The sequence below is a fragment of the Streptomyces sp. SKN60 genome (genome assembly GCF_026236535.1).
Lineage (GTDB): Bacteria > Actinomycetota > Actinomycetes > Streptomycetales > Streptomycetaceae > Streptomyces.
Genome location: NZ_JAHTMW010000032.1, coordinates 49,767 through 72,834, shown reverse-complemented (window position 1 = coordinate 72,834; position 23,068 = coordinate 49,767). Strand labels below are relative to the sequence as shown.

Annotated in this window: 27 protein-coding genes; 23 read left to right on the top strand and 4 right to left on the bottom strand. The window is 72.6% G+C overall.

Going from position 1 to position 23,068, the window contains the following annotated elements; genetic code table 11:
* The 5 genes from KV205_RS34050 to KV205_RS34030 form a co-directional block, all read left to right on the top strand.
* On the top strand, positions 1-387 hold a 387-nt coding region (locus tag KV205_RS34050), incomplete at its 5' end, for a PfkB family carbohydrate kinase (RefSeq protein ID WP_265868837.1).
* Complete coding sequence (locus KV205_RS34045) at positions 384-1,148, top strand: IclR family transcriptional regulator (protein WP_265868836.1); 765 nt, start codon at positions 384-386, stop codon at positions 1,146-1,148. The genes KV205_RS34050 and KV205_RS34045, both read left to right, overlap by 4 nt.
* Positions 1,145-1,555: a RidA family protein gene (locus tag KV205_RS34040; RefSeq protein WP_265868834.1), complete on the top strand. Its 411-nt coding sequence runs from the start codon at positions 1,145-1,147 to the stop codon at positions 1,553-1,555. Before KV205_RS34045 ends, KV205_RS34040 begins: the two co-directional genes overlap by 4 nt.
* Positions 1,556-1,734: 179 nt before the next feature.
* Positions 1,735-2,268: a hypothetical protein gene (locus KV205_RS34035; protein ID WP_265868833.1), complete on the top strand. Its 534-nt coding sequence runs from the start codon at positions 1,735-1,737 to the stop codon at positions 2,266-2,268.
* Between the two features lie 97 nt (positions 2,269-2,365).
* Complete coding sequence (locus KV205_RS34030; protein WP_265868832.1) at positions 2,366-3,805, top strand: serine/threonine-protein kinase; 1,440 nt, start codon at positions 2,366-2,368, stop codon at positions 3,803-3,805.
* An 81-nt stretch (positions 3,806-3,886) separates the two neighbouring features.
* Here KV205_RS34030 and KV205_RS34025 read toward each other — a convergent pair whose 3' ends face one another.
* On the bottom strand, positions 3,887-5,545 hold the full coding sequence (locus KV205_RS34025) for a chitinase (protein ID WP_265868841.1): 1,659 nt from the start codon (positions 5,543-5,545) through the stop codon (positions 3,887-3,889).
* 284 nt (positions 5,546-5,829) lie between these two features.
* Between KV205_RS34025 and KV205_RS34020 the strand changes: the two genes are divergently transcribed.
* The 13 genes from KV205_RS34020 (at position 5,830) to KV205_RS33960 (ending at position 15,653) form a co-directional block, all read left to right on the top strand.
* Positions 5,830-6,729 (top strand): hypothetical protein, encoded by a 900-nt coding sequence (locus KV205_RS34020; RefSeq protein ID WP_265868831.1) that lies wholly within the window; start codon positions 5,830-5,832, stop codon positions 6,727-6,729.
* A gap of 69 nt (positions 6,730-6,798) precedes the next feature.
* A complete protein-coding gene (gene cpaB / locus KV205_RS34015; protein WP_265868829.1) occupies positions 6,799-7,506 on the top strand; it encodes a Flp pilus assembly protein CpaB in 708 nt (235 codons plus the stop codon).
* A 7-nt stretch (positions 7,507-7,513) separates the two neighbouring features.
* Positions 7,514-8,782, top strand: a complete 1,269-nt coding sequence (locus KV205_RS34010) for a P-loop NTPase (RefSeq protein WP_265868828.1) — start codon at positions 7,514-7,516, stop codon at positions 8,780-8,782.
* An 86-nt stretch (positions 8,783-8,868) separates the two neighbouring features.
* On the top strand, positions 8,869-9,207 hold the full coding sequence (locus tag KV205_RS34005; RefSeq protein ID WP_308404127.1) for a TadE/TadG family type IV pilus assembly protein: 339 nt from the start codon (positions 8,869-8,871) through the stop codon (positions 9,205-9,207).
* Positions 9,204-9,599: a TadE family protein gene (locus KV205_RS34000; protein ID WP_265868827.1), complete on the top strand. Its 396-nt coding sequence runs from the start codon at positions 9,204-9,206 to the stop codon at positions 9,597-9,599. The genes KV205_RS34005 and KV205_RS34000 overlap by 4 nt, the downstream gene beginning before the upstream one ends.
* Positions 9,596-10,945: a CpaF family protein gene (locus tag KV205_RS33995; protein WP_265868826.1), complete on the top strand. Its 1,350-nt coding sequence runs from the start codon at positions 9,596-9,598 to the stop codon at positions 10,943-10,945. The genes KV205_RS34000 and KV205_RS33995 overlap by 4 nt, the downstream gene beginning before the upstream one ends.
* Before the next feature lie 27 nt (positions 10,946-10,972).
* Entirely contained in the window at positions 10,973-11,929 is a 957-nt protein-coding gene (locus tag KV205_RS33990; protein WP_265868824.1) for a type II secretion system F family protein, read from the top strand.
* An 11-nt stretch (positions 11,930-11,940) separates the two neighbouring features.
* Entirely contained in the window at positions 11,941-12,828 is an 888-nt protein-coding gene (locus tag KV205_RS33985) for a DUF5936 domain-containing protein (RefSeq protein ID WP_265868823.1), read from the top strand.
* Position 12,829: 1 nt separating this feature from the next.
* Positions 12,830-13,384, top strand: coding sequence for a response regulator transcription factor (locus KV205_RS33980; RefSeq protein WP_265868822.1), 555 nt, complete (start codon positions 12,830-12,832; stop codon positions 13,382-13,384).
* A 114-nt stretch (positions 13,385-13,498) separates the two neighbouring features.
* Entirely contained in the window at positions 13,499-13,735 is a 237-nt protein-coding gene (locus KV205_RS33975; protein ID WP_265868821.1) for a Flp family type IVb pilin, read from the top strand.
* 50 nt (positions 13,736-13,785) lie between these two features.
* Positions 13,786-14,418: a hypothetical protein gene (locus KV205_RS33970; protein ID WP_265868820.1), complete on the top strand. Its 633-nt coding sequence runs from the start codon at positions 13,786-13,788 to the stop codon at positions 14,416-14,418.
* A 251-nt stretch (positions 14,419-14,669) separates the two neighbouring features.
* On the top strand, positions 14,670-15,020 hold the full coding sequence (locus KV205_RS36370) for a hypothetical protein (protein WP_306806368.1): 351 nt from the start codon (positions 14,670-14,672) through the stop codon (positions 15,018-15,020).
* Between the two features lie 9 nt (positions 15,021-15,029).
* Positions 15,030-15,653, top strand: coding sequence for an OmpA family protein (locus tag KV205_RS33960; RefSeq protein WP_265868817.1), 624 nt, complete (start codon positions 15,030-15,032; stop codon positions 15,651-15,653).
* 786 nt (positions 15,654-16,439) lie between these two features.
* On the opposite strand, the gene KV205_RS33955 is transcribed toward KV205_RS33960, so the two are convergent.
* Complete coding sequence (locus KV205_RS33955; RefSeq protein WP_265868815.1) at positions 16,440-16,880, bottom strand: VOC family protein; 441 nt, start codon at positions 16,878-16,880, stop codon at positions 16,440-16,442.
* A 66-nt stretch (positions 16,881-16,946) separates the two neighbouring features.
* Here KV205_RS33955 and KV205_RS33950 point away from each other — a divergent pair, with 66 nt between their 5' ends.
* Positions 16,947-17,174, top strand: coding sequence for a hypothetical protein (locus KV205_RS33950; RefSeq protein WP_265868813.1), 228 nt, complete (start codon positions 16,947-16,949; stop codon positions 17,172-17,174).
* Positions 17,175-17,602: 428 nt separating this feature from the next.
* Here KV205_RS33950 and KV205_RS33945 read toward each other — a convergent pair whose 3' ends face one another.
* On the bottom strand, positions 17,603-18,511 hold the full coding sequence (locus KV205_RS33945) for a hypothetical protein (RefSeq protein WP_265868812.1): 909 nt from the start codon (positions 18,509-18,511) through the stop codon (positions 17,603-17,605).
* 202 nt (positions 18,512-18,713) lie between these two features.
* Between KV205_RS33945 and KV205_RS33940 the strand changes: the two genes are divergently transcribed.
* Together KV205_RS33940 and KV205_RS33935 are read left to right on the top strand one after the other, a co-directional pair.
* On the top strand, positions 18,714-19,094 hold the full coding sequence (locus KV205_RS33940; RefSeq protein WP_265868810.1) for a hypothetical protein: 381 nt from the start codon (positions 18,714-18,716) through the stop codon (positions 19,092-19,094).
* 11 nt (positions 19,095-19,105) lie between these two features.
* Positions 19,106-20,242 carry a hypothetical protein gene (locus KV205_RS33935; RefSeq protein WP_265868808.1) on the top strand — a complete coding sequence of 379 codons (1,137 nt, stop codon included), beginning with the start codon at positions 19,106-19,108 and terminating at the stop codon, positions 20,240-20,242.
* Here KV205_RS33935 and KV205_RS33930 read toward each other — a convergent pair.
* Positions 20,214-20,606, bottom strand: a complete 393-nt coding sequence (locus KV205_RS33930) for a DUF192 domain-containing protein (RefSeq protein ID WP_265868806.1) — start codon at positions 20,604-20,606, stop codon at positions 20,214-20,216. The two genes, KV205_RS33935 and KV205_RS33930, sit on opposite strands and share 29 nt — an antisense overlap.
* A 38-nt stretch (positions 20,607-20,644) precedes the next feature.
* Here KV205_RS33930 and KV205_RS33925 point away from each other — a divergent pair, with 38 nt between their 5' ends.
* Both KV205_RS33925 and KV205_RS33920 read left to right on the top strand, forming a co-directional pair.
* A complete protein-coding gene (locus KV205_RS33925) occupies positions 20,645-21,382 on the top strand; it encodes an A24 family peptidase (protein WP_265868839.1) in 738 nt (245 codons plus the stop codon).
* A 31-nt stretch (positions 21,383-21,413) separates the two neighbouring features.
* The gene (locus KV205_RS33920) at positions 21,414-22,964 is read left to right on the top strand and encodes a DUF2079 domain-containing protein (RefSeq protein WP_374214766.1); all 1,551 of its coding nucleotides are present in this window, start codon (positions 21,414-21,416) and stop codon (positions 22,962-22,964) included.
* Positions 22,965-23,068 lie beyond the last annotated feature (104 nt).

Genomic DNA, 23,068 nt, shown 5'->3' with positions numbered 1-23,068 from the left:
CTGCGGCCGTGTCCTCAAACGCCGGACGGGCTGAAAACTCAGCCCCGCCGGCGTTTGAGGCGCGGGGGTCCGGGGGCGGAGCCCCCGGTTCGGGACACCGTCACCCACGTCCCCGCCCCCCGCGTCGACGTCGTCGCCCCCGTCGGCGCCGGCGACGCCTTCGCCGCCGGGTTCCTCTCCGGCACCCTCCGCGGCCTCGACGCGAAGGCCCGGCTGCGGCACGGGCACCTCATGGCCGCCGCCGCGCTCACCGTCCCCGGCGACCTCGCCGCCCCCGCGCGGCGCGCCCACGCCGACCGGCTGGCCGCCGCGCCCGACGAGGCCTGGGGGAGACTTCACCTCGGCCCCGGCTGGACGGGGGAGGATCAGGAGGTACGTACGCCATGAGCCAGACCGTCGACCGGGCACTCAGCATCCTGCCGCTGCTCGCCCAGGGACCCGCCGACCTCGGACAGGTCGCCGAACGGCTCGGCGTCCACAAGTCCACCGCCCTGCGCCTGCTGCGCACCCTCCACGAGCACGGCCTCGTCTACCGCCAGCAGGACCAGCGCTACCGACTCGGCGCCCGTCTCTTCGCCCTCGCCCAGGAAGCCGTCGAGAACCTCGACATCCGCGAGATCGCCCACCCCCACCTCGCCGCCCTCAACGAGCGCATCGGACACACCGTCCACCTCGCCGTCCACGAGGAGGGCGAGGTCCTCTACATCGACAAGGTCGAGAGCCGCTACCCCGTCCGCATGTACTCGCGGATCGGCAAGCCGGTCGCCATCACCGTCGCCGCCGTCGCCAAGCTGCTCCTCGCCGACCTCCCCGAGCCCGAGCGCCGCGCCCTCGCCGCCAAGCTCGACTACCCCCTGTACACGCCCCGTTCGACCCCCAACGCGGCCGCCTTCCTCAAGGAGCTGGCGACCGTACGCGAACAGGGCTGGGCCACCGACCTCGGCGGCCACGAGGAGTCCATCAACTGCGTCGCCGCGCCCATCCGCGGCGCGGACGGCCGGGTCGTCGCCGCCATGTCGGTGTCCGCGCCCAACGTCGTCGTCACCGCCGAGGAACTCCTCACCCTGCTCCCGCTGGTGCGCCGCACCGCCGACGACATCAGCCGCGAATACTCCGGAACCACCCCACCGAAGGAAGCCAGCGCATGACCGAGAAGACCGCGATCACCCCCGCCACCCACACCGCCCCGCCGGCGAAGTTCTCGCACGGCGTGAAGAAGGGCAACATCCTCCAGGTCGCCGGCCAGGTCGGCTTCCTGCCCGCCGTCGAGGGACAGCCGCCGACGCCCGCAGGCCCGACGCTGCGCGAGCAGACCCTCCAGACCTTCGCCAACGTCAAGGCGATCCTGGAGGAGGGCGGCGCGAGCTGGGACGACGTGATGATGATGCGCGTCTACCTCACCGACGTCGACCACTTCGCCGAGATGAACGAGATCTACAACGCGTACTTCGAGGAGCAGGGCCTGAAGGCCCCCGCCGCCGCCCGTACCACCGTGTACGTCGGCCTGCCGGCCGGGCTCCTCATCGAGATCGACGCCCTCGCGGTCCTCGGCTGAGGAACAGCTGATCCTCTCCTGGACGGTGCTCGAATCGGTGCTGTCGCTGGCCGGGTTCGCGGTCGCGGCGCTGCTGAGCCTCGCCGTGTAGACCGGATTCCCCGGGGATACCCCGGGGATACCCCGGGATTTTCCGGGGCGGCTCGAACGTCCACAGGAACGTCGGCCATACTTCCGCCGTGGAGCAGCGCACAGGACCCAGCAGCATTCAGGCGGTGCAAGGCGCCGCGGCGGACCCCGCGTTCGTCCCGGGCATCACGGGGCTCGCCCCGGTGAAGCAGGTCGAGGAGCCGGAGGACGTGGTCGAGCCGCAGGACGCGGTTCCGGCCTCGGCCCTCAAGGAGCCCGAGGCGGCGGAAGCGGACTCGGACCCGGACACGGACCCGGACACGGATCCGGACGCCGAGGCCGTCTCCGACGGGCCCGTCTTCGAGGCCGCCGACCGGCGCGCCAGGATCGTGGCCGACGCCACCGGCGTACAGCTGAGCCTCGACGAGGAGAACTGCGAGTTCCGCTGGGACGAGATCGGCGCGGTGGAGACCGAGGTGTCCCGCTTCGGGCGCCGGTTCACCGTCATCGTGCACACCCCGGACCGGCGCTGGTACCCGATCGAGATCGACGCGCCGGCCAAGGCCCGGGTCGCCGAGTGGGAGTCGGAGCTCGACGCGGTCCTGGACGCCTACTTCGACGAGGGCGACGCCAAGGCGTCGTAACCCGTCCCGGTACTCATCCCGGGACGGATGGCATGGCCGAACCAGTGTGCGGGGTTCGGCCATACTGTCCTGCGTGGGGACCCTCATCGGTAGATACGTGATCGAGCACAAGCTGGGCGAAGGCGGCATGGGCACCGTCTACCTGGCCCGGTCGCGCGGCGGGCGCGCCGTCGCCGTCAAGGTGGCCCGGCCCGAACTCGCCGCCGACCCGGCCTTCCGCGCGCGCTTCCGCGCGGAGGTCGCCGCCGCCCGGCGGGTCGGCGGGTTCCACACCGCGCAGGTCGTCGACGCCGACCCGGAGGCGGCGGAGCCCTGGCTTGCCACCGCCTACATCCCCGGACCCACGCTCGCCGGCCTCGTCGACAGCGAAGGCCCCCTGGACGAGGAGCGGTTGCGGGCGCTCGCGGCAGCCCTCGCCGAGGCCCTGGAGGCCATCCACGCCTGCGACCTGGTCCACCGTGACCTCAAGCCGGGCAACATCGTGATGGCCCCGGACGGGCCCCGCGTCCTGGACTTCGGGATCGCCCGGGCCCTGGAGTCGAACCGGATGACCGCCACCGGCGTCGCCTTCGGCACCCCCGGCTACCTCGCCCCCGAACAGGCCCTCGGCGAGGAGGTCACCGGCGCCGCCGACGTCTTCGCGCTCGGCGCCGTCCTGGTGGCGGCGGCCGGCGGCAGCCCCTTCGGAGGCGGTACGCCGATGGGCCTCATGTACCGCTCGGTGCACGAGGCGCCGGACCTCACGGCGGTGCCGGAGGGGCTGCGCGACCTGGTCGGCCGCTGCCTCGCCAAGGAACCCGGGAGCCGGCCGACGCCCGAGCGGATCCTCGACGAACTCGGCCCGGGCGCGGGCGCTCAGACGACCCCTGCCCCGGAACACCGGCCGACGGTCCTCGACGTGCCCGACCCCCGCTCAGCGCCCCTGCCGGTGCCGCCCGTCGCCACGCCACCCACGCCGACCCCCACCCCGACCCCCACCCCGGCCCCGACCTCCACACCCGGCTTCGGCGCCCCGACACCCGTGCCGCCGATCGCACCGCCGCCCGCGGGCCTCCCGTACACCCCCACCGCCCCGTACGTCCCGGGCTCCCCGTACCCGTCCGGCGCCGGCGTCCCCGTACCGATGCCCCCGCCCCCGCCCCCGTCGTACGCACCGGGTGCCGGTCGCGGTGCCGCTGCCGACTTCGTCGCCGCCGACTCCAAGGGCGGGGTCGTGATCGACGCGCACGGCGTGACGTTCCAGCTCCGGGAGGCCGAGGCCGACTTCCCCTGGGACGAGATCGCCGCGGTCCAGCACCACCCGACCCGGCGCGGCCGGGTGCTGCGCCTCCTGCTGTTCCTGCGCGACGGGACGAACTTCGTCTGCGAGGTCGACGGGCGCCGGCACACCCGTGTCGACGAGTGGGCGGCGCGGATCGACCAGGTCCTCGCCGTCTATCTGCCGGGCCGCCCGCCGGCCCCGGCCCCGTTCCCGGGCCAGGCGCCCGGCTACCCGGCCGGACCGCCCGTTCCCGGGTACGGCTACCCGCGCGCCTGACGGGACCGGAAACGGCGCAGCGCCGCCGGGGGAGCGGCGGCGCTGCGGAGCGGAATCCCCGGAGGGGGAGTCAGGGAGTGGTTACGGCAGGTTGTGGACGTGCGGGCCGACCGCGTTCGACCAGGCGTTGCCGGCCGTGGCGTCCCAGTTGGTCGACCAGGTCATCGCGCCCCGGATGTTCGGGTAGGTCTGGGCCGGCTTGAAGGTGCCGCAGCCGGTGCCCTTGGCGAGGCAGTCGAGCGCGTTCTTCACGATCTGCGGGTCGACGTAGCCGCTGCCCGCGCCCCGCGTCGAGGCGGGCACGCCCAGGCCGATCTGGGAGGCGTCCAGGCCGCCCTGGAGCTGGATGCAGGCGAGCGCGGTGAGGAAGTCCACCGAGCCCTGGCTGTAGACCTTGCCGTCGCAGCCGAGCATCGAACCGCTGTTGTAGTACTGCATGTTGACCACCGTGAGGATGTCCTTCACGGCGAGCGCGGTCTTGAAGTACTCGGTGCCCGTGGACTGCATGTCGATGGTCTGCGGCGCCATCGTCAGGACCAGCGACGAGCCGGCCTTGGCGGACAGCTGGCGCAGCGCCTTCGTCAGGTAGGTGGAGTTGATGCCGTGCTCGAGGTCGATGTCGACGCCGTTGAAGCCGTACTCCTGCATCAGCGCGTAGGCACTGTCGGCGAAGGCGGTCGCGGACGCGTCACTGTTGATGGTGACGTTCCCCTTCTCGCCGCCGACCGACAGGATGACCGACTTGCCGGCGGCCTTCTTGGCGGCGACGTCCGCCTTGAAGTCGGCGGCGGAGGCGTAGCCGACGGCCGGGTCGAGGTTGAAGGTGATCTGGCCGGCCGTGGTCGTCGCGTCGGCGAAGGAGACGGCGATGATGTCGTACTGCGACTGCACGTCGCGCAGCTTCTGCACGGTCGCGCCGTTGTTGAAGTTCTGCCAGTAGCCGGTCAACGCGTGCTTGGGCACGGCCGGGCCGGGGCCCGGGTCGGTGACCTTGCCGGTCCGCGCGGTGACGGCGGCCGACTTGGCGGACTCGCCCGCGGCGTTGGTGGCCGAGACCTGGAACTGGTACGAGGTGTCGGCGCTCAGGCCGGTGACGGTGGCCGCGCTGTTGCTCACGGTCGTCGCGAGGGCGCCGTCCTTGTAGACCTTGTAGTTGGTCGCGCCGGAGACCGCGCCCCAGCTGAGGGAGACGGAGCTGGTGGTGACGCTGCCGGCCGCGAGACCGGCGGGGGTGGCCGGGATCGTCGGCTCGGGGTCGGTGCCGCCGCCCCCGTCGGGGCCGAAGACGCTCACGTCGTCGACGGAGTAGGCGGCCGTGCCGTACCACCCGTGGGTGTAGATCTGCACGGAGGTGGTGTTGGCGCCGGTGGTGAAGGTGGTCGTCAGCTGCTTCCAGGTGCCGCTGTCCGGGGTCCAGGTCGACACGTCGGTGGTGCCGGTGCCGGTGGCGCCGAGGTAGGCGTAACCGCCCTGCACCCAGGCGCTCAGGGTGTACGTGGAGCTCGGCTTCACGGTCACGGTCTGCGTGCACTTGGCGTTGTCGAGGCCGGCCGGGGTGGCGCGCAGGGCGCCCGCCCCGGTGCGTACCGGCGAGGACACGACGGCGCCGCTGCCGGCCGAACAGGACCAGTTGGTCAGGCCGTTCTCGAAGCCGGCGTTCTTGGCGACGTTGACGTCCGCGGCCTGTGCGATTCCGGCGCCGCCGGCGAGGACGAGCCCGGCGCTGACGGCGAGCGTCAGGGCGGCTCTGGTGGTGCGGTCCACGTGCTTCCTCCGGAGGGGAGTGGGGGAGGGAAGGCGGGAGGAGGGGGAGTCACCGCCGGGTGAACAAGTTGGTCCAGACCAATTGGGTTGTCAAGACCTCTGGCACGAACCGCAGTTCAGAGCCGACTCCTTCGGTCGAGAAAGTGACGGAGCTTGCAGGATTGTGTGTTCACCACTCCGGTGGCCTGGATAAAGTGCAGAGGCGGTAGGTAACGCTGCGAGCGCAGCTAGTGATCATTGAGGGATCGGGGGAGCCCGACGTGCCGACAGCGATTGCGGTCACCGGCGCCGACCTGGTGCTGCCGCCGACCGATCCGCAGACGCCCCCCGCCGCCGTCCTGCCCGGCCCCGAGGCCCGGCCGCTCGACGCGGCCCTCGCCGACGTGCGCCGGCTGCTCGATCAGCAGGGGCATCTGATCGTCGTCTGCCCCGATTCCGTACCGCGCGCGACCGCCCAACGTCTGCACGCCGTACGCTCCCTGCTCGAATCCGACCGGATCGCGATCGTCCGCACCGGCCTCCCGCCGCTCGGCACCGCGGTCCTCGTCCGGCAGCTCCGCCAGCTCTCCGTCTGCGACTTCAGCCCCGGAGTCCTCGCCTCCGCCGCCCGGCTGCTCGCCCACTACGTGTACGCGGGCGCCGTCCTCGGCTCCGTCGCCAAGCTCGACCACGTGCCCGTCGGCCTCGGCTCCCACGTCAAGGGCTGGCTGCCCGGCGCCCACTTCGCCGTCCTCGCCGGACCCGAGCCCCAGCTCGTACGCCTCGGATCGGGATCCGGATCGGGATCAGGGTCGGGATCCGGGTCGGGATCCGGGGCGCACGAGACCCTGACCGGGCCCGAGTTCACCACCGACCTCGTCCTGGCCCGCGGCCAGCTCGCCGCCGACTGGCCCACGGCGACCCTGGCCCCCGGCTGGCGGGTCCGCGCCGTCCAGGAGGCCGCCCTGCCCGAGTCCTCGCCCCGCTGGTGGGGCACGGGCAAGCTCGTCGAGTTCGCCGCGTACCTGCCCGACCTGCCCGTCCTGCACCAACTCGTCTCCTCCGTACGGCGGGAGACCTGCCACTGGTGCCGCATGGAGCTCATCGGCGACCGCTGCGGCTTCTGCGCCGCGCCCCTGCCGAGCACGGCCGAGCCCACGCCCGCGCCGGCATCCCGCTAGCCACGCCCCGCCGCCCACGTCCCCGCCCCGCCCCCGTTCCCGTCCACGATCGATCGAGGTAGTACGGCCATGAACTCCCGCCAGCGCCGCGGCGTGCTCCTGCTGCTGCTGTCCGTCCTGTGCGCCCTCGGCGTGTTCGCCGGCGTCCTCACGGTCATCAGCGACGTGAACTCCAAGGTCGGGCCCGAGGTGACCGCGTACCGCGTCAAGGACGACATCGAGCCGTACGCCGCCCTCGGCCCCGGGAACTTCGAGAAGATCACCATGCCGGAGCGCTGGCTGCCCGCCACCGCCGTCACCGACCTCCGCAGGACCGAGGGCAAGATCGCTGTCACGACCCTCAAGGCCGGCTCCCTGCTGCAGAGCGACATGATCGTCGACCGGCCCGCGCTCGCCCCCGGCCAGCAGGAGCTCGCCATCATGGTCGACGGCGCCACCGGCGTCGCCGGCAAGATCACCCCCGGCGCCTCCGTCAACATCTACGCCACCTTCGCCGGCGAACGCGGCGGCCCGCCCGACCAGTCCAAGCTGATCGTCGCCGGCGCCAAGGTCCTCGCCATCGGCAAGCTCACCCCCATCGAGAACCGCGACGACAAGGCCGGCCGGGCCACCGAGGCCGTGCCGATCACCTTCGCCCTCTCCACCGCCGACACCCAGCGCGTCGCCTACGCCGAGTCCTTCGCCGAACACGTCCGCCTCGCCCTCGTCGCCCCCGGCGGCGGCAGCGGTGCGCCCGCCCCGGGCGACCGCACGTACACGCTCGACAAGGACAAGTGAGGCCCGCATGACCACGAGGATCCTGCCGGCGGTCGGCGACCCGGACGCGGCCCGCGCCGTCACCACCCTCATCGGCCAGCTGCCCGACGCCGAACCCGCCGGGCCCGTCGCCGACTCCACCCAGCTCCTCGACACCCTCGCCCGGCTCGCCGCCCACTCCCTCGACGAGCTCCCCGAGGTCGTCCTCGTCCACGAGCGCATCGGCCCCGTCCCCGCGCTCGAACTCATCCGCGAAGTCGCCCTCCGCTTCCCCGCCGTCGGCGTCGTCCTCATCACAGCCGACGCCAGCCCCGTGTTGTTCTCCGCCGCCATGGACTCCGGCGCCCGCGGCCTCGTCACCCTGCCCCTCGGCTACGAGGAGCTCGCCAGCCGCGTCCAGGCCGCCGCCCAGTGGTCCACCGGCGTCCGCCGCCACCTCGGCGCCGCCGGCCCCGACGCCGCCCTCACCGGCCCCGGCGGCCGGGTCGTCACCGTCAGCGGCGCCAAGGGCGGCGTCGGCACCACCGTCACCGCCGTCCACCTCGCCCTCGCCGCCCGCGCCTCCGGCCACACGGTGGCGCTGGTGGACCTGGACCTCCAGGGTGGCGACATCGCCTCGTACCTCGACGTCCAGTTCCGCCGCTCGGTCGCCGACCTCGCCGCCATCAACGACATCTCGCCGCGCGTGCTGCAGGACGCCGTGTACGTCCACGAGACGGGTCTGTCCCTGCTCCTGGCCCCGGGGGAGGGCGAGCGGGGCGAGGACGTCACCGACCGCGCCGCCCGCCAGATCGTCCACGCCCTGCGCACCCGCCACGAGGTCGTCGTCGTCGACTGCGGCACCCATCTGGACTCGGCGGGCGCGGCGGCCGTGGAGACCGCGGACGTCGCCCTGCTGGTGACGACCCCGGACGTCGTCGCCGTACGGGCCGCCAAGCGGGTCGTACGGATGTGGGACCGGCTCCAGATCCGCAAGCCGGAGGACAGCACCGTCCTGGTCAACCGCCACCAGCGCGCCACCGAGATCCAGCCCCCGCTCGTCCAGAAGATCACCGGGACGCGGATGGCGGGTGTGGCTGTTCCCGCCGCGTACAAGGAGCTGGCGGCCGTCGTCGACGCGGGCCGCCTGCACGACCTGGACGCGCGGTCGAGCGTCAAGCAGGCGCTGTGGGCGCTGGCGGGGGAGCTGGGGTTGGTGAAGGCTGCGGGCGCGGGTACGGGCGGTGCGCTCGTACCGGCCGGGACCAAGGACCGCGGCGCGCTCGGGCTGCGGCGGCGCGGCGGCGGAGGGCGATAGCCGTGCGGGTGCGGGTGCGGGTGCGGGTGCCGGGGAGGGGCGAGAGGGGTCGGAGCGACAGCGGCCGGGCGAGCGACAGCGGTCAGGTGGCGGTCGAGTTCGTCGGCATGCTGCCGCTGATCCTGCTCACGCTGGTGCTGCTGTGGCAGTGCGTCCTGATCGGCTACACGTACACGCTGGCGGGGAACGCGGCGGACGAGGCGGCGCGGGCGGCGGCGGTCGACGGCGACTGCGAGGGGGCGGCGCTGCGGCACGTGGAGGGCGCGTGGGCGTCGACGGCGAGCGTCGACTGCGGAGGGCCCTCGGGCGGCATGGTCACGGCGACGGTCACGTTGCGCACCCCCGTGCTGTTCCCCGGCTCGATCACCTTCCCGTGGCAGGTGGACGGGAAGGCGGCGGCGGTGTGGGAGGGGAAGGACCGATGAAGCGCTTCCGAAGGCGCGACCGGGTCCGCGACCGCGGTTCGGTGGCCATCGAGTACCTGGGCTTCCTGCCGATCCTGCTGATCGTCGGCCTGGCGGGCATCCAGCTCGGCCTCGTCGCGTACGCGGCCCAGCAGGCGGGCACGGGGGCGCGGGCGGCGGCGCGGGCGGCGAGCGTGGACGACCCGGATTCCGTACCGAAGCCGGGGGCGGCGGGGAGGGCGGCGATGAGCGACTGGATCGTGGAGCACAGCACCGTCACGCCGGTCGGCGAGGGCAGCTACAGCGTCACCGTCCGGGTCCCCGGCCTCATCCCCTTCCTGGGCCCGTTCAGGGTGACCAGGACCGCCACCATGCCCGTGCCCGACTCCGCATCCGAGGAGGAGCGTCCATGAGCCTGCGGTCCCGTATCCACACCCCCGAGGAGAACCGGGCCGGCGGCGGCCCCGGACGGGAGGACGGCCACCTCGTGGCCGCGTTCCGCGCGAAGCTCCTGGAGGAGATCGACCTCACCGAGATGTCCGCGCTCGCCGCCGCCGAGCGCCGGGCCCGGCTCGAACGCGTCCTCGGCCACATCATCAGCCGCGAGGGCCCCGTCCTCTCCACCGCCGAGCGCGCCCAGTTGATCCGTCGCGTCGTGGACGAGGCCCTCGGTCTCGGCGTGCTCGAACCGCTCCTCGAAGACGCCTCCATCACCGAGATCATGGTCAACGGCCCCGACCAGATCTACATCGAGCGGGCGGGCCGGGTGGAACTCCTCCCGCTGCGGTTCGCGTCCCACGAGCAGCTGATGCAGACCATCGAGCGGATCGTGTCGACCGTCAACCGTCGCGTCGACGAGTCGAATCCGATGGTGGACGCGCGGCTGCCGTCCGGCGAGCGCGTCAACGTGATCATTCCGCCGCTGTCGCTCACCGGCGCCACGCTCACCATTCGCCGCTTCCCGCGCGCGTACACGCTGCACGAGATGATCGGTCTCGGCTCGCTCGACGAGCAGATGCTGCTCCTGCTGTCAGGACTCGTCCAGGCCAAGTTCAACATCATCGTGTCCGGCGCCACCGGCACCGGGAAGACGACCCTCCTCAACGCCCTGTCCGGGCTCATCCCCGACGGCGAGCGGGTCATCACCATCGAGGACTCGGCCGAGCTGCAGCTCCAGCAGTCCCACGTCATCCGCCTGGAGGCCCGGCCGCCCAACATCGAGGGCCGCGGCCAGGTCACCATCCGCGACCTCGTGCGCAACTCCCTGCGCATGCGCCCCGACCGAATCGTCGTCGGCGAGGTCCGCGGCGGCGAGACGCTCGACATGCTGCAGGCGATGTCCACCGGCCACGACGGCTCCCTCGCCACGGTCCACGCCAACTCGGCCGAGGACGCCCTCATGCGCCTCCAGACCCTCGCCTCGATGTCCGAGGTCAAGGTGCCGTTCGAGGCGCTGCGCGACCAGATCAACAGCGCCGTCGACATCCTCGTCCAGCTCACCCGCCACCCCGACGGCACCCGCCGCGTCACCGAGATCGCGGTCCTCGCCTCGCACGGCCGCGAGGGCTACCTCCTCGCCACCGTGTGCCGCTTCGACGCCCAGCCGATCGGCGCCGACGGGCGGGTGCACGGCCGCTTCTCGTACCACCCGCTGCCGCGCCGGGTCGCCGACCGGCTCTACATGGCGGGCCAGCCCATCCCCCAGGCCTTCGGCGTGGCCGCGACCGACGCGCAACTCGCCACGCGAGAAGCCACGTAGCCACGTAGGGAAGGAAGCAGAAGGACGATGACCCTGACCTCGACCCCGACCCTGCTGACCGTCGGCGCCGCACTCGTGTGCGCTGTCCTGGCCGTGGCCGGAATCCAGCTGTACGCGAGCGGCGCCGCCCAGCGCTCCGCGCTCATCGCCCGCCTCTCGCAGAACGCGGGCGAGACGGGCGACCCCGGCGGCCGGCGCAGGCGCCCGTTCCGGGGCGTCGACCGGCGGGTGCGCCGTACCGCGCTGGGCCGCAAGCTGGAGCTCCGGATCTCCGCCACCGGACTCGACGTCACGCCGGGCGAGTTCGTCGTCGCCATGGCCGTGACGGTCGCCGCGCTGTGGGCCACCGGGCAGGCCCTGCTGTCGCCGTTCTTCGGGCCGATCTGCGGCTTCCTCGGGGTGTGGGTGGCGATGGGCTTCCTCAACTGGCAGCGGCAGAAGCGCATCGAGAAGTTCATCAACCAGCTCCCCGAGCTCTCCCGCATCCTCGCCAACGCCACCCAGGCCGGCCTCGCCCTGCGCATGGCGCTCTCGCTCGCCGCCGACGAGATGGACGCGCCGGCGGGAGACGAGCTGGAGAAGGTCGCCCAGCAGCTCGCCGTCGGCACCTCCATCGACGACGCCCTCGGCGAACTCGCCGACCGCCTCCCGTCCCGCGAACTCGTCGTCCTCGTCACGACCCTCGTGCTCGCCAACCGGGCCGGCGGCACCGTCGTCTCCTCCCTGCGCAACCTCACCGAGACGCTGGAGGAGCGGAAGGAGACCCGGCGCGAGGTGCGCACGCAGCTGTCGCAGGTGAGCATGACGGCGTACGCGGTCCCCGTCATCGGCGTCGGCTCGCTGCTGCTCATCGACAACATGCAGCCCGGCGCCCTCGACCGGATGACCGGCTCGGGCCTGGGGCAGCTGGCGGTGGTGCTGGCGTTCGGCCTGTATGTGGTCGGCTTCGTCGTGATCCGCCGCTTCGCGAAGATCGACGTGTAGGGACAAGGACTGTGGATCTCATCCTCGCCCTCCTCGGGGGCCTCTCCGTCGCCGGCGCCGCCTACGGCATCCGCCTCTACCGCGCCGACGCCAAACTCCCCACCGACCTCCAACTCGCCCTGGAGGTCGGCGCCACCCGCACCGGCGCCGTCGACTCCGTCGTCGACCGCCTCGGCATGCGCTGGTCCCCGGCCGTCCTCCGGCTCATGGGCCCCAAGCGGGTCAACTCCGTCCGCCGCCGGATCGACCTCGCCGGAAACCCGGGCGGCCTCACCATCGACCGTTACGGGGCGCGGCGCGCCGTCTACGGCTTCCTGGGCGTCCTCGGCGGCCTGCTCATGCTGAGCAGGGGGTCCTTCCTGGTCGCGCTGCTGCTCTTCGCCTTCGGCGCCTTCTGGACAGAGGTCGGCATCTGGTCCGCCGTCCGCATCCGCAAGGACCAGATCGAGCGGACGCTCCCCGACTTCCTGGACGTGCTCGCGGTCGTCGTGTCGGCCGGCCTCGGCTTCCGCCAGGCCCTGGAACGGGTCGCCGACAAGTACGAGGGCCCCTGGGCCGACGAACTCCGCATCACCCTCCGCCAGATGGACATGGGCGTCAGCCGCCGCGAAGCCTTCGACGAACTGCGGCGACGCAACGACTCCGAGCAGGTCGCCCAGTTCGTGACGGCCCTGCAGCAGGGCGAGGAGCTGGGCGCGCCCATCGTCGACACGCTCATCCAGATCGCCAACGACATGCGCAGGACCGACGCCCAGAACGCGCGCCGCAAGGCCGCGAAGGCCGTGCCCAAGGCCACGATGGTGATCACGACCCTGATGGTCCCGGCCACGATGATCCTGCTCGGCGCGGGCCTCTTCCTGGGCACCGGCACCGACTTCGGCTCGATCACGGGCGAGTGACATGCGGACGCTGAAGATTCTGGTGGTGGCCGCCAACCCGGTCGTACGGGCGGGCCTGACGGTGCTGTTGGGCGCGTGCCCGGACATGGAGGTGGTGGGGGAGGGCGCGGGGGCGGACCTCGTGGTGGTCGACGGGGACGCGGAGGCGGTGGAGCGGTTGTCGGCGCTGGCGCCGGTGCTGCTGCTGACGCACGAGCCGGCGGGGGACGGGGCGTTCGGGTCGGCAGCGGGGCGGCTGGTCCACGGCCGGTTCGACGTGGCGGAGCTCGTACGGACGGTGCGTGCGACTGCACATGCTGGCGCGAGGTCAACTCTGGGGAATATACTGCACTTCAGAAATTCAGCTTCGCGAGTGCAACGTTTCGGTCTGAGTGCGAGGGAGGTGGAGGTCATGGACCTGATCGCAACCGGCCTGACCAATCAGCAGATCGCCGCCACCTGCTCCATCTCCGAAAAGACCGTCAAGAACCACATCAACCGCATCTTCGCCAAACTCCACAGCACCACCCGCGGCGAAGCCATCGCCTCCTGGCTCGGCACGAGGACCGCGTCATGAGTCCGGCGGCGCCTCGGGCGCTGACTACCCAGGGTGATTGGGCCTACGGACCCTGTGATCCCCCCACCCGAACGGCGTACCCTGCCCGAGTCGCCGGACTCGGAGGGGAACACGATGAACGAGGCGCTGCTGAGGGCCCTGACCAAGGCCAAGGTGCACGGGGCGAGTTGGGGCGAACGCCGAGCTGCGGCACGGCGGGACCGCGACCGGGGGCAGACGGCGGTGGAGTACCTGGGGATCATCGTGGTCGTGGTGGCGATCGTGATCGCGATCTCGGGGACGAGCATCGGCCAGGACATCAAGGATGCGATTTCACGGAAGATCGCCAGCCTGACCGGGGGCGGGAGCTGAGAAGTTCCCCGTCGGGCGATTCAGGACAGGCCTTCCCTGTCTACATCACGGTGATCGCCGGCCTGCTGTTCCTCGCATTCGTCTACTTCGCCGTGGCGCAGGCGTCCGTCCTCCGCGGCGGAGGTCAGACGGCCGCCGATGCCGCCGCACTTGCCGCCGCGCAAGACGCACGGAGGCAACTGCGTGACGGCTGGCGTGAGGTGCTCCTCGAACCGGACGCGTGGGACCGATTCCTCCAAGGCAAGGGCTTCGTCACCCGCACGGCCTGTGAGAGCGCGGCACAGTACGCGCACGACAACGGCGCCACGATGTCCATGTCCAGCTCCGACTGCTTCGACCGGCCCGCCGGCGACGGCGTCGAGTTCCACGTACGGATCAGCACTACCGACACCGTGGGCAAGTCGCTCGTACCTGGCACGGAGGGCCAGCACGCGGAGGCGAGCGCTACGGCCGTCCTGGAACCACTCTGTTCCTTTGACGCCCCCGAGCCCCCACCCCCGCCGCCCACTCCCAGTACACCCACGCCGACAGGCTCGGCCACGCCCGATCCGACGCCTACGCCGAGCCCCGAGCCCGAACCGATCACCGGCCTCGTCTGCGATGGTGTCGAGTGGACGATCGACCCGGAAGACCCACAGCTGCCCGGTGCGACTGACCTTTTCACTGTTCGACTTGTCGACTGATGCGCGAAGGACCTGGATTCATGAACGTTCGGTACGCGAGGAAGGCCCGCAGGGGGGCGGCCGTAGCCCTGGCGGCTGGACTTGCTCTCGGCATCACTGGATGCGGAAGCGGTGAATCCCCGAAGAAGCAGCAGCCCTCGGCGAGCTCGGTCTCTCCGAAGGACGGCGGACAGGGAGCCCAGCCCTCTCCCTCGGCCGCGCCGACAGAAGTCCTCGCCGTACTCAAGGGCCAAGAGGGCCTGGAGCTTGCCGTGAACGCCGCCACGCGTGACGCGGGTGGCTTTCTCACGATCAGCGGCCGGCTGAAGAACACTTCGAGCGCCGCAGCCGTGATCTCCTCCCACCTCAGCGGCGACGAGACGGAGATCATCAAGCACGGCAACTCCCTCGGTGGCGCTACGTTCCTCGACCCCGCCGGGAAGAAGCGCTACTACGTCCTCCGTGACACCGATGGGCGACCGCTCACCACCACCCGGCTCTCCACTCTCGCGCCTGGCGCGGAAACGCCCGTCTTCATGCAGTTCCCCGCCCCGCCCGCCACCACCACCGAGGTCTCGCTCCAGCTCCCCACCTTCACCCCCGCCACCATCAAACTCTCCTGAGGCGCAGTCATGACGACGACGACCACCCCGCGCCGCCTCGCCACCCTCACGGCAACCCTCGTGCTCCTGACCGGCACGGTCGGCACGGCCGGTGCCGCCCGCGCTGACGACCCGCCGAACTCCACCACCAACGGCGGCCCGCCCCCCGTCATCGACGCGAGTTCACCCGCCCTGATGCTTCCCGACGGGGCCACCCTCGCGCCCGCCAAGGTCCTCGACATCAAGCAGATCGTCGAGGAGGAAGGCGGCGAGCAGCGTCGCGAGGACACCAACGTCGACGTCACCTTCGCCCTCCAGGCTGAAGTCCTCTTCCCCAAGGACAGCGCCAAGCTCAGCCCCTCCGCCACCGCGCGTATCGCCGCGATCGCCGCCGAGATCAACAAGCAGGCCTCCCGGCGCGTCCGCGTTTTCGGGTTCACCGACGACCTCGGGTCGTACGAGCACGGTCTGAAGCTGTCCAAGGAACGCGCCGACGCCGTACAGCTCGAACTCGCCAAGAACCTCGACCCCGGCACCACCTTCGACATCCGCGGCTACAGCGAGGACTACCCCATCGCCGACAACGCCACCGAGGAGGGCCGGAAGAAGAACCGCCGCGTCGAGGTCTCCTTCCCGCGCACCTCCGGCGGGTAGCGGCGCGAGGCGCGCGCCCGCCTCGCCTGGTCAGAGCAGGCGATCCGCCTTGCTGGCCTTGATGTCCAGGATCAGTTGCCGGAGGGCGTCACGGCTGTCGGTGAGGTAGTGGTCCTCCCTGGTGAGGTGCTGGTCCTGACGGCCCTTGGGGCGGGAGCCCTGCGCTTGCTTCTGGTGCGGCCGCCCTCTCTCCGAGTGTGGCCCCCTCCACCACCGCGTCAAGGGCGCCTACGGCGTCGCTGCGCGATGGGCTGCGCCCACCCTTGACCCGGTGCCTCCGGGGGCCTTTTCACACTCGGAGGGCGGCCGGGGGCCCGGCCACGCGGAAGGGTCCGGGTAGTGCCCGGGCGCCGTGGGCGGGTGGCGGGTGCGTGGGTGTTGGGGCCGGGTATCGCTCCGCGCCGGGGGCGTTCTGCTGCCCGGTGGGTGGGGGCTCGTTCCCGGTCGAGGCCGGTGGGACGGTGTCCGCCTTCGGGGCGTGGAATGGGGCGGCGGCCGTCGTTGGGCTGGGGCGCATGCCCCGCTGGTTACGGCCGGAGGGTGCAAACCCCGCTCGCGCGAGGCCCTGGACGCCGCCGGCCACCACTGGAGTCACAGGAGTCCCGCATGTCTCGTCCCGGGGTGGGGATTGCGGAGTTTGCACCGCTCCGCAGTGCTCGGCGCGTGCGATGGGCGGGCAAAGTCTGCTGGCGCGAGGCCCGGGCCGCTAGGGAACGCCTCTGGAATCACAGGAGTTCACACCCGCCCCATTTCGTCTGCGGATAGCGGACTTTGCACGCCCGACGGTCAGCTGAGTTCTTCGGCCAGGGCGAGGATGATTCCGCTCGGGCCCCGGAGGTAGCAGAGCAGGTAGCTGTCCTCGAAGCGCGTCACTTCCCCGACGAGTTCGGCGCCGTGCGGGCGGAGGCGGGCGAGGGTGGCGTGGATGTCGTCGACGGCGAACATGACGCGGTGCAGGCCCAGCGTGTTCGCCGGGGTGATCGCGGGCTCGGGCGTGATCGCCTTCGGGGAGTGGTACGTCGCCAGTTCGAGTCGGCCCGGGGCGCCGGGGACCCGCATCATCGCGATCTCGCTGCGCATGCCTTCGAGACCGACGACCTTCCCCGCCCAGCTTCCCTCGATCGGCATCCTCCCTTCCAGTTCCATGCCGAGCGCGGTGAAGAAGGCGACGGCGGCGTCGAGGTCGTCGACGACGATGCCGACGTTGTCCATGCGCTGAATCGTCATGCTCGCGAGGATAGGGGCCGGGTCCGACGCCACCGGCCAGGCACGGCCGGGCCTACGATCGGGCCCGTGAGCGACATCCCGACGCATTGGACCATCCGCCACTTCTCACAGGCCAACCCCGCCGGCCCCGGCTGCGACAGCGTGCCCGCCCTCCTGCGGCGGCTGGCCGATTCCATCGAGGCGCTCGGCCTTGCTGAGATCCAGGACGTGGTCATCACATCCGAGATGACCGAGCACGGCCCCTGGCGGTCGGGAACCGTCTACTTCCACCTCCCGGAGGGCGAGGACGAATGACCAGCGGGGCATGCAGCCCGGCCTGACGACGGCCGTCGGCCGCTGAGCCGGGATTGGGCGCCCCATTCCGCTTCCGCGCACCCCCACCGAGGGATCGGGGCCACCCGCCCTCGCCACGGTCCGAGCCCCCACCCACCGGCCCGCGAGGGGACATACATCGCGGAGCGATATCCGGGCTCACCCTCCACCGGCCCGCCATCCGCCTACGGCGCCCGGGCACTACCCGGGGCTTTCCGCGTGGCCCCGCCCCCGGCCGCCCTCCGAGTTGTTAAAGGCCCCCGGAGGCACCGGGTCAAGGGGGGCCGTAGGCCATCGCTTGCGACGCGACCGAAGGGAGCGCCCTTGACGCGGTGGTGGAGGGGGCCACTCTCGGAGAGAGGGCGGCCGCACCAGAAGCCCGCAAGGGCCCCCGCCCACGGGACCCTCCCTCACCGCTCCAGCGCCCTCCTGACTGTCGCGATTATCCGGTCCGGGTGGGTGAAGACCTCGCGGGCCGTGAAGCGGAGGACGCGGCGGACGGCCGGGCAGCTCTGGAGGTCGTTGAAGCGGTGGACGTCGCGTTCGTGGGCGGCGGGGGTGCCGTGGAAGGCGAAGCCCTCGATCTCGACGGCCAGTCCGGCGGCGCGGAAGAGGAAGTCCGGGCGCAGGGGGCGGCCCGTGTCCGTGTGGAGGGTCGGCTGGGTCTCGGGGTGCAGGCCTGCGTCGTGCATCCGGAGCCGGGCGACCGTCTCGGCGGGGGAGCCGGATCCCGCGACGGCGAGTGGGAGCCAGCGGCGGGCCGAGGGGGCGCCGGGGCGGCGGGGCGAGGCGAGTTCGGCGGTCAGGTCCGCCGTACCGACGAGGGGCTGGCGGCGCAGGCCGGCGACGAAGCGGGAGGACAGCGCCGAGTCCGCGACGACCACGGCCGCCTCGCGGGAGGCGGCGGCCCGTATGAGGTCGCCGACCGTGCGCGCCGCCGTCGTCACGCGCAGGCCGCGCCGGGTCGCGCAGTCCGCGTCGGTGAGCTGGGACGTGGCGTGCACCCGTATCCGGTCGTGGGCCCCCGAACTTCGGCGCGCGGTGAACTCCAGGAGATCCGCGTCCGCCCCGGGCCCCGTGAGGAGTTCGATGCGGTGCAGCGCGGCGGCCGTGCGGTGGCTGCACACCAGCTCGGGCCGCAGCAACTGGGCGGCCCGGGCCCGCAGCCGCCAGTCCACCTCCTTGTCCGGGACGGCCCACGCGCCCCTGCAGATCCGCTGCCAGCCGTCCACCCGCAGCCGCCGGGCGAGCCGGCCGCGCGGCCAGCCCGCCGTGAGCGCCCACACCGTGAGCAGCACCCCGCCCCTGGCGAGTCTCATCAACTCGTACATACGAGCAACGATCCACGGAAGAGCGACACTTCGCACCCCCTGTGGAAAACTCCGCGAAAGGGTCCGTCAGGAAACTGCAAAAGTACTGGTAAGTGGCGAGATCGGACATCCCGGAACGGGCATGCTGAGGACTGAGTGAGAGCTCGCAGGGCTTCTCAGTGCTTCTCAGTGCTTCCGAAACGGGCAGCCGATGACAACTCCCGCCCTCGCCCCGACCACCAGCGGCGTCCAGCTCGTCAGCGACCTCGTCGCCCACGTCCCCGGGTTCCGCGGCGTCTACGACGCTCACGTCTTCAGCCAGGGGCGCGTCCAGCCCCATGTCTTCTTCTGGGACGTCGTCCAGAACACCGTCCGCTCCTACCTGGGCGACGAGGGCCACCCCGTCGACTGGCGGCGCACCCTCGACTTCCTGGAGGAGCAGAGTCGGCGCGGCGAGGCCGGAGTGGACGACGTCATCGTCACGTCCTTCCTCGGGGACCTGCCGCACTCGTACGAGCCGGGGTACGGGATCGTGGGCGAGCTGGGGCCGGTCATGGCGGCCAGATTCCTGAGGCTCCGACCCGGCGGTTGATAATCGAGCGCATGTCCCGCGCCGCCCCACCGTTCCCATCCACCCCACCCACCCCACCCACCACACCCTCCCCACGGACCCTCGCCCTCGGCGGGTACGTCGCCACCCGCCTCCTCGGGCTCGCCGCGCTCGCGATCGTCGCCGCGGCCATGGGCAAGGACGGGATGCACCGGCTGACGGGCCGGTGGGACGCGGTCTGGTACACGCGGATCGCCGAGCACGGCTACGGCCACCAGGTCACCCTCCCCAACGGCGCCGTCCACGCCGACCTCGCGTTCTTCCCCCTCTTCCCCGCACTGGAACGAGGCCTCTCCACCGTCCTCCCGGTCGACGCCGCGACCGCCGGACTCCTCGTCTCCTGGACGGCTTCGCTCGCCGCCGCCTGGGGCATCTACGCGGTCGGCGCGCACGTCGCCGGCCCGCGCACCGGAGTCGTACTCGCCGTCCTGTGGGGGGTGTACCCGACGGCGTTCGTGCAGTCGATGGCGTACACGGAGACGCTGTTCACGGCCCTCGCCGCCTGGTCGATCCTCGCCCTGCTGCGCGACCGCTGGGTCCTCGCCGGCGCCCTGTGCGTGTTCGCGGGGCTGACCCGGCCGACGGCGGCCGCGCTGATCGCCGCGATCGGGATCACCGCCGTCGTCACCGTCGTACGGGAGCGGCGGCTGCGCGCCCGGGTCGCGGCGGGCACGCTGCTCGCGCCGCTCGGCTGGCTCGGGTACGTCGTGTATGTCGGGGTCCGGCAGGGCAGCGCCACCGCCTACTTCGACGTGCAGGCGGCCTGGGGCAACTCCATCGACGGCGGCGTCGCGCTCGCCCGCTTCATCGCCGGGCTGCCCTGGCCCGCGGCCCTCGGGCTGTGCCTCGCGCTCGCCCTGCTCGGCTGGCTGGTGGCGCTGTGCGTCCGGCAGCGGCAGCCGCTCCCCCTGCTCGTCTACACGGTCGCCGTCGTCGTCATCTCGCTGGTCGGCGCCGCGTACTTCGGGTCCCGCCCCCGCCTGATGATGCCCGCGTTCGGCCTGCTCCTGCCGCCCGCCGCGGCCCTGGCCCGGCTCCGGGGCCGTACCGCCGTGCCCGTCCTCGCCGGGCTCGCGCTCGCCTCCGCCGTGTACGGGGCGTTCACGCTCCTCGGCGCCGGTCCACCGTGACCACCGCACCCGGCCGAAGCCCCCACCCCGCCATCGTGCCGCCCTCCGCCTCCAGGACGTGCCGGCCGCGCAGCCGCGGCATCCCCAGCCGGCCCGGCCGCATGGTGACGACGTCGAGGACGGTGAACGAGCGGTCGAGGTAGGCGATGTCGAGGGTGAAGCGCATGCCGAAGGTGTGAATGCTGTTGGTCGGGGTGATGAGCAGGGCGCCGTCGATCCCGTCGCGGCCGAGCAGGCCCCGGCGCCGCGCTTTATAGGTAGCGGCGATCTCTACCGGCACCCGCCCGCCGTCCGGCGTGCCCAGCCAGCCCGTCCCGTCCCGCCAGGTCCTGCCGCCCCATGCCCTTTCCCAAGTCCTCCCCATGTGCCCGACCCTAGCCCTAGGGTCGGCCCGTGGACGCCCTGTCGATCGCCTTCGTCGCGGCCGCCGCCCTGTGGGGCGCCGCGGCCGGGCTGCTCGTGCCCCGCGCCGCGTACCGGCTGTCCGTCGCCCCCGACGAGCCCTGGCGCGCGTCCTGTCCGGCCGGGCACCCCTTCGCGGGGCCCGCGCGCGGCTGGCTCGGCGGCCCCGGGCGAGCCGGCTGCGCGACCACGCCCGCGCCGCTCGTGGCGCCGCTGCTCACCGCGCTCGCGTGCGCCGCGCTCGCCGCGGCCACCGGCGCGCCCCGCCCCGAACTGCTCGTCTGGCTCCTGGCCGCGCCCTTCGGCACGCTCCTCGCCGTCGTCGACGCCCGCGTCCACCGCCTCCCCGACCCGCTGACGCTGCCGCTCGCCGCCGCGCTGCCGCTGCTCCTCGCGCCCGCCGCGCTCCTCCCGTACGCGGCGGGGTCCTGGCTCCACGCCCTCCTCGGCGCGCTGGCGTTGGGCGGCGGCTACCTCGGCCTGTTCCTCCTCCATCCCGACGGCATGGGCTTCGGCGACGTGAAACTGGCGGTCCCGCTGGGCGCCGCGCTCGGCTGGTACGGGTGGGGCGTGCTGTTCGTCGGAGCGTTCGCGGGGTTCGCCCTCGGGGCGCTGTACGGACTCGGGCTCGTCGTCGCCCGCCGGGCCGGGCGCGGCTCGGCGATCCCCTTCGGCCCGTTCATGATCGTGGGCGCGTTCCTCGGGCTGCTGCTCGGCGCGTTCACCGCCCTGCCCTGAACGGCCCGCCCTAGCATCACCCCATATGCGGATGATGCGGACCATCGATACGGAATCGACCCCAAATGCGCGCCCGGCAGGGGCAGATACCGGCCCGCGGCGGGAGCGCGCCCCGGGCCTCCGGCTCCCCTGGACCTGGAGCGGGGCCTGGAGCGGGGCCTGGATCTGGGCCGCCGGCCTCTGTCTCCTCTACGCCACCGTCGCCGTGCGCCGCCACCAGCTCATGCGCACCACCGGCTACGACCTCGGCATCTTCGAGCAGGCCGTCCGCGCCTACGCCGAGTTCCGCGCCCCCGTCGTCCCGCTGCGCGGCGAGGACTTCAACCTCCTCGGCGACCACTTCCACCCGCTCCTCGCCGTCCTCGCCCCGCTCTACCGGCTCTTCCCGTCCCCGCTCACCCTGCTCGTCGCCCAGTCCGCGCTGCTCGCCCTCGCCGTCGTCCCGCTCTTCCGCTGGGCGGTGCGCGCGGTCGGCCCGCGCGGCGCGCACGCCGTCGCCGCCGGGTACGGGCTGAGCTGGGGCGTCGCGTCCGCCGCCGCGTTCGACTTCCACGAGGTCGCGCTCGCCGTACCCCTGCTCGCGTGCTCCCTCGAAGCCCTGGGCCGGCGCCGCTGGACGGCCGCCGTCGCCTGGGCCGCGCCGCTGCTCCTGATCAAGGAGGATCTGGGGCTCACCCTCGCCGCCATCGGCGCGTACATCGCCCTGAAGGGCCGTGAGGACAGACGTGTCCGCCGTTTCGGCCTCGCCACCGCCGCCGCCGGACTCATCGGCTCCGCCCTGGAGATCAAGGTGCTCCTGCCGGCCCTCGACGCCACCGGCGGCTACGCGCACGGCGGGCAACTCGCCGCCGCCCACGGCTCCCTGCTGTCCGCGCTCGCGCACGCCCCGCTCGACCTGCTGCGCCCCGACATCAAGGGCACCACCCTCATCCTGGTGTTCGCCCCGTCCGCGCTGCTCGCGCTGCGCTCCCCGCTCGCGCTGATCGCCCTGCCCACCCTCGCCTGGCGGATGGCGTCGGAGAACGTCTTCCACTGGGGCACGGCCTTCCACTACAGCGCGGTGCTCATGCCCGTCGTGTTCGCCGGACTCCTCGACGTCCTCGGCCGAGAGACGAATCGGCGCACCGTCCGCGCCGCGCTCGCCACCGTCCTCGCCGTCACCGCCGTGCTCGTCCCGTCCTTCCCGCTGGCCCAGCTCGCCCAGCGGGCCACCTGGCACAGCACACCCCACCTCCAGACCGCCCGGGAACTGCTCGCGAGGATCCCCGACGGCGCGACCGTCGCCGCCTCCAACCGGCTCGCCCCGCAGCTCACCTCCCGCTGCACCGTGGTCCTCTTCCCGACCTTCCCGGTCGGCGGGCGGCTCTACGAGTACCGGCGCGGCCCCCTGCCCGCGCCCACCGCCGAATGGATCGTCCACGACCCGGAGGCCCCCGAGGCCTGGCCGTACCGCCGCGGCCACTGGCCCTACCCCCTGGAACAGCAGCGCGAGGAGCTCGCCGCGGCCCAGCGCACCCACGGCTACGAGGTCGTCGCCCGCCGTGACGGGATCACCCTGCTCCACCGCCGAGGCACCGCCTGACCTGCGCCTGATCCGCGCCGCCGGGTCAACCGGGCGACTCTTTGACCGGGTCCCCCGTGGGAGGTACGGATTACGCCGCCACGCCCGGGCATAAACCCGCCACG

Excerpts from the sequence above, each read along its gene's own strand:
- KV205_RS33955 (WP_265868815.1), bottom strand. The coding sequence starts at position 16,880 with ATGACGATTCAGCGCATGGACAACGTCGGCATCGTCGTCGACGACCTC.
- KV205_RS33975 (WP_265868821.1), top strand. The coding sequence starts at position 13,499 with ATGAACGAGGCGCTGCTGAGGGCCCTGACCAAGGCCAAGGTGCACGGG.
- cpaB (WP_265868829.1), top strand. The coding sequence starts at position 6,799 with ATGAACTCCCGCCAGCGCCGCGGCGTGCTCCTGCTGCTGCTGTCCGTC.
- KV205_RS34010 (WP_265868828.1), top strand. The coding sequence starts at position 7,514 with ATGACCACGAGGATCCTGCCGGCGGTCGGCGACCCGGACGCGGCCCGC.
- KV205_RS33945 (WP_265868812.1), bottom strand. The coding sequence starts at position 18,511 with ATGAGACTCGCCAGGGGCGGGGTGCTGCTCACGGTGTGGGCGCTCACG.
- KV205_RS33990 (WP_265868824.1), top strand. The coding sequence starts at position 10,973 with ATGACCCTGACCTCGACCCCGACCCTGCTGACCGTCGGCGCCGCACTC.
- KV205_RS33930 (WP_265868806.1), bottom strand. The coding sequence starts at position 20,606 with ATGGGGAGGACTTGGGAAAGGGCATGGGGCGGCAGGACCTGGCGGGAC.
- KV205_RS33995 (WP_265868826.1), top strand. The coding sequence starts at position 9,596 with ATGAGCCTGCGGTCCCGTATCCACACCCCCGAGGAGAACCGGGCCGGC.
- KV205_RS33960 (WP_265868817.1), top strand. The coding sequence starts at position 15,030 with ATGACGACGACGACCACCCCGCGCCGCCTCGCCACCCTCACGGCAACC.
- KV205_RS33935 (WP_265868808.1), top strand. The coding sequence starts at position 19,106 with ATGTCCCGCGCCGCCCCACCGTTCCCATCCACCCCACCCACCCCACCC.
- KV205_RS34040 (WP_265868834.1), top strand. The coding sequence starts at position 1,145 with ATGACCGAGAAGACCGCGATCACCCCCGCCACCCACACCGCCCCGCCG.
- KV205_RS34045 (WP_265868836.1), top strand. The coding sequence starts at position 384 with ATGAGCCAGACCGTCGACCGGGCACTCAGCATCCTGCCGCTGCTCGCC.
- KV205_RS34000 (WP_265868827.1), top strand. The coding sequence starts at position 9,204 with ATGAAGCGCTTCCGAAGGCGCGACCGGGTCCGCGACCGCGGTTCGGTG.
- KV205_RS33980 (WP_265868822.1), top strand. The coding sequence starts at position 12,830 with ATGCGGACGCTGAAGATTCTGGTGGTGGCCGCCAACCCGGTCGTACGG.
- KV205_RS33940 (WP_265868810.1), top strand. The coding sequence starts at position 18,714 with ATGACAACTCCCGCCCTCGCCCCGACCACCAGCGGCGTCCAGCTCGTC.
- KV205_RS33920 (WP_374214766.1), top strand. The coding sequence starts at position 21,414 with ATGATGCGGACCATCGATACGGAATCGACCCCAAATGCGCGCCCGGCA.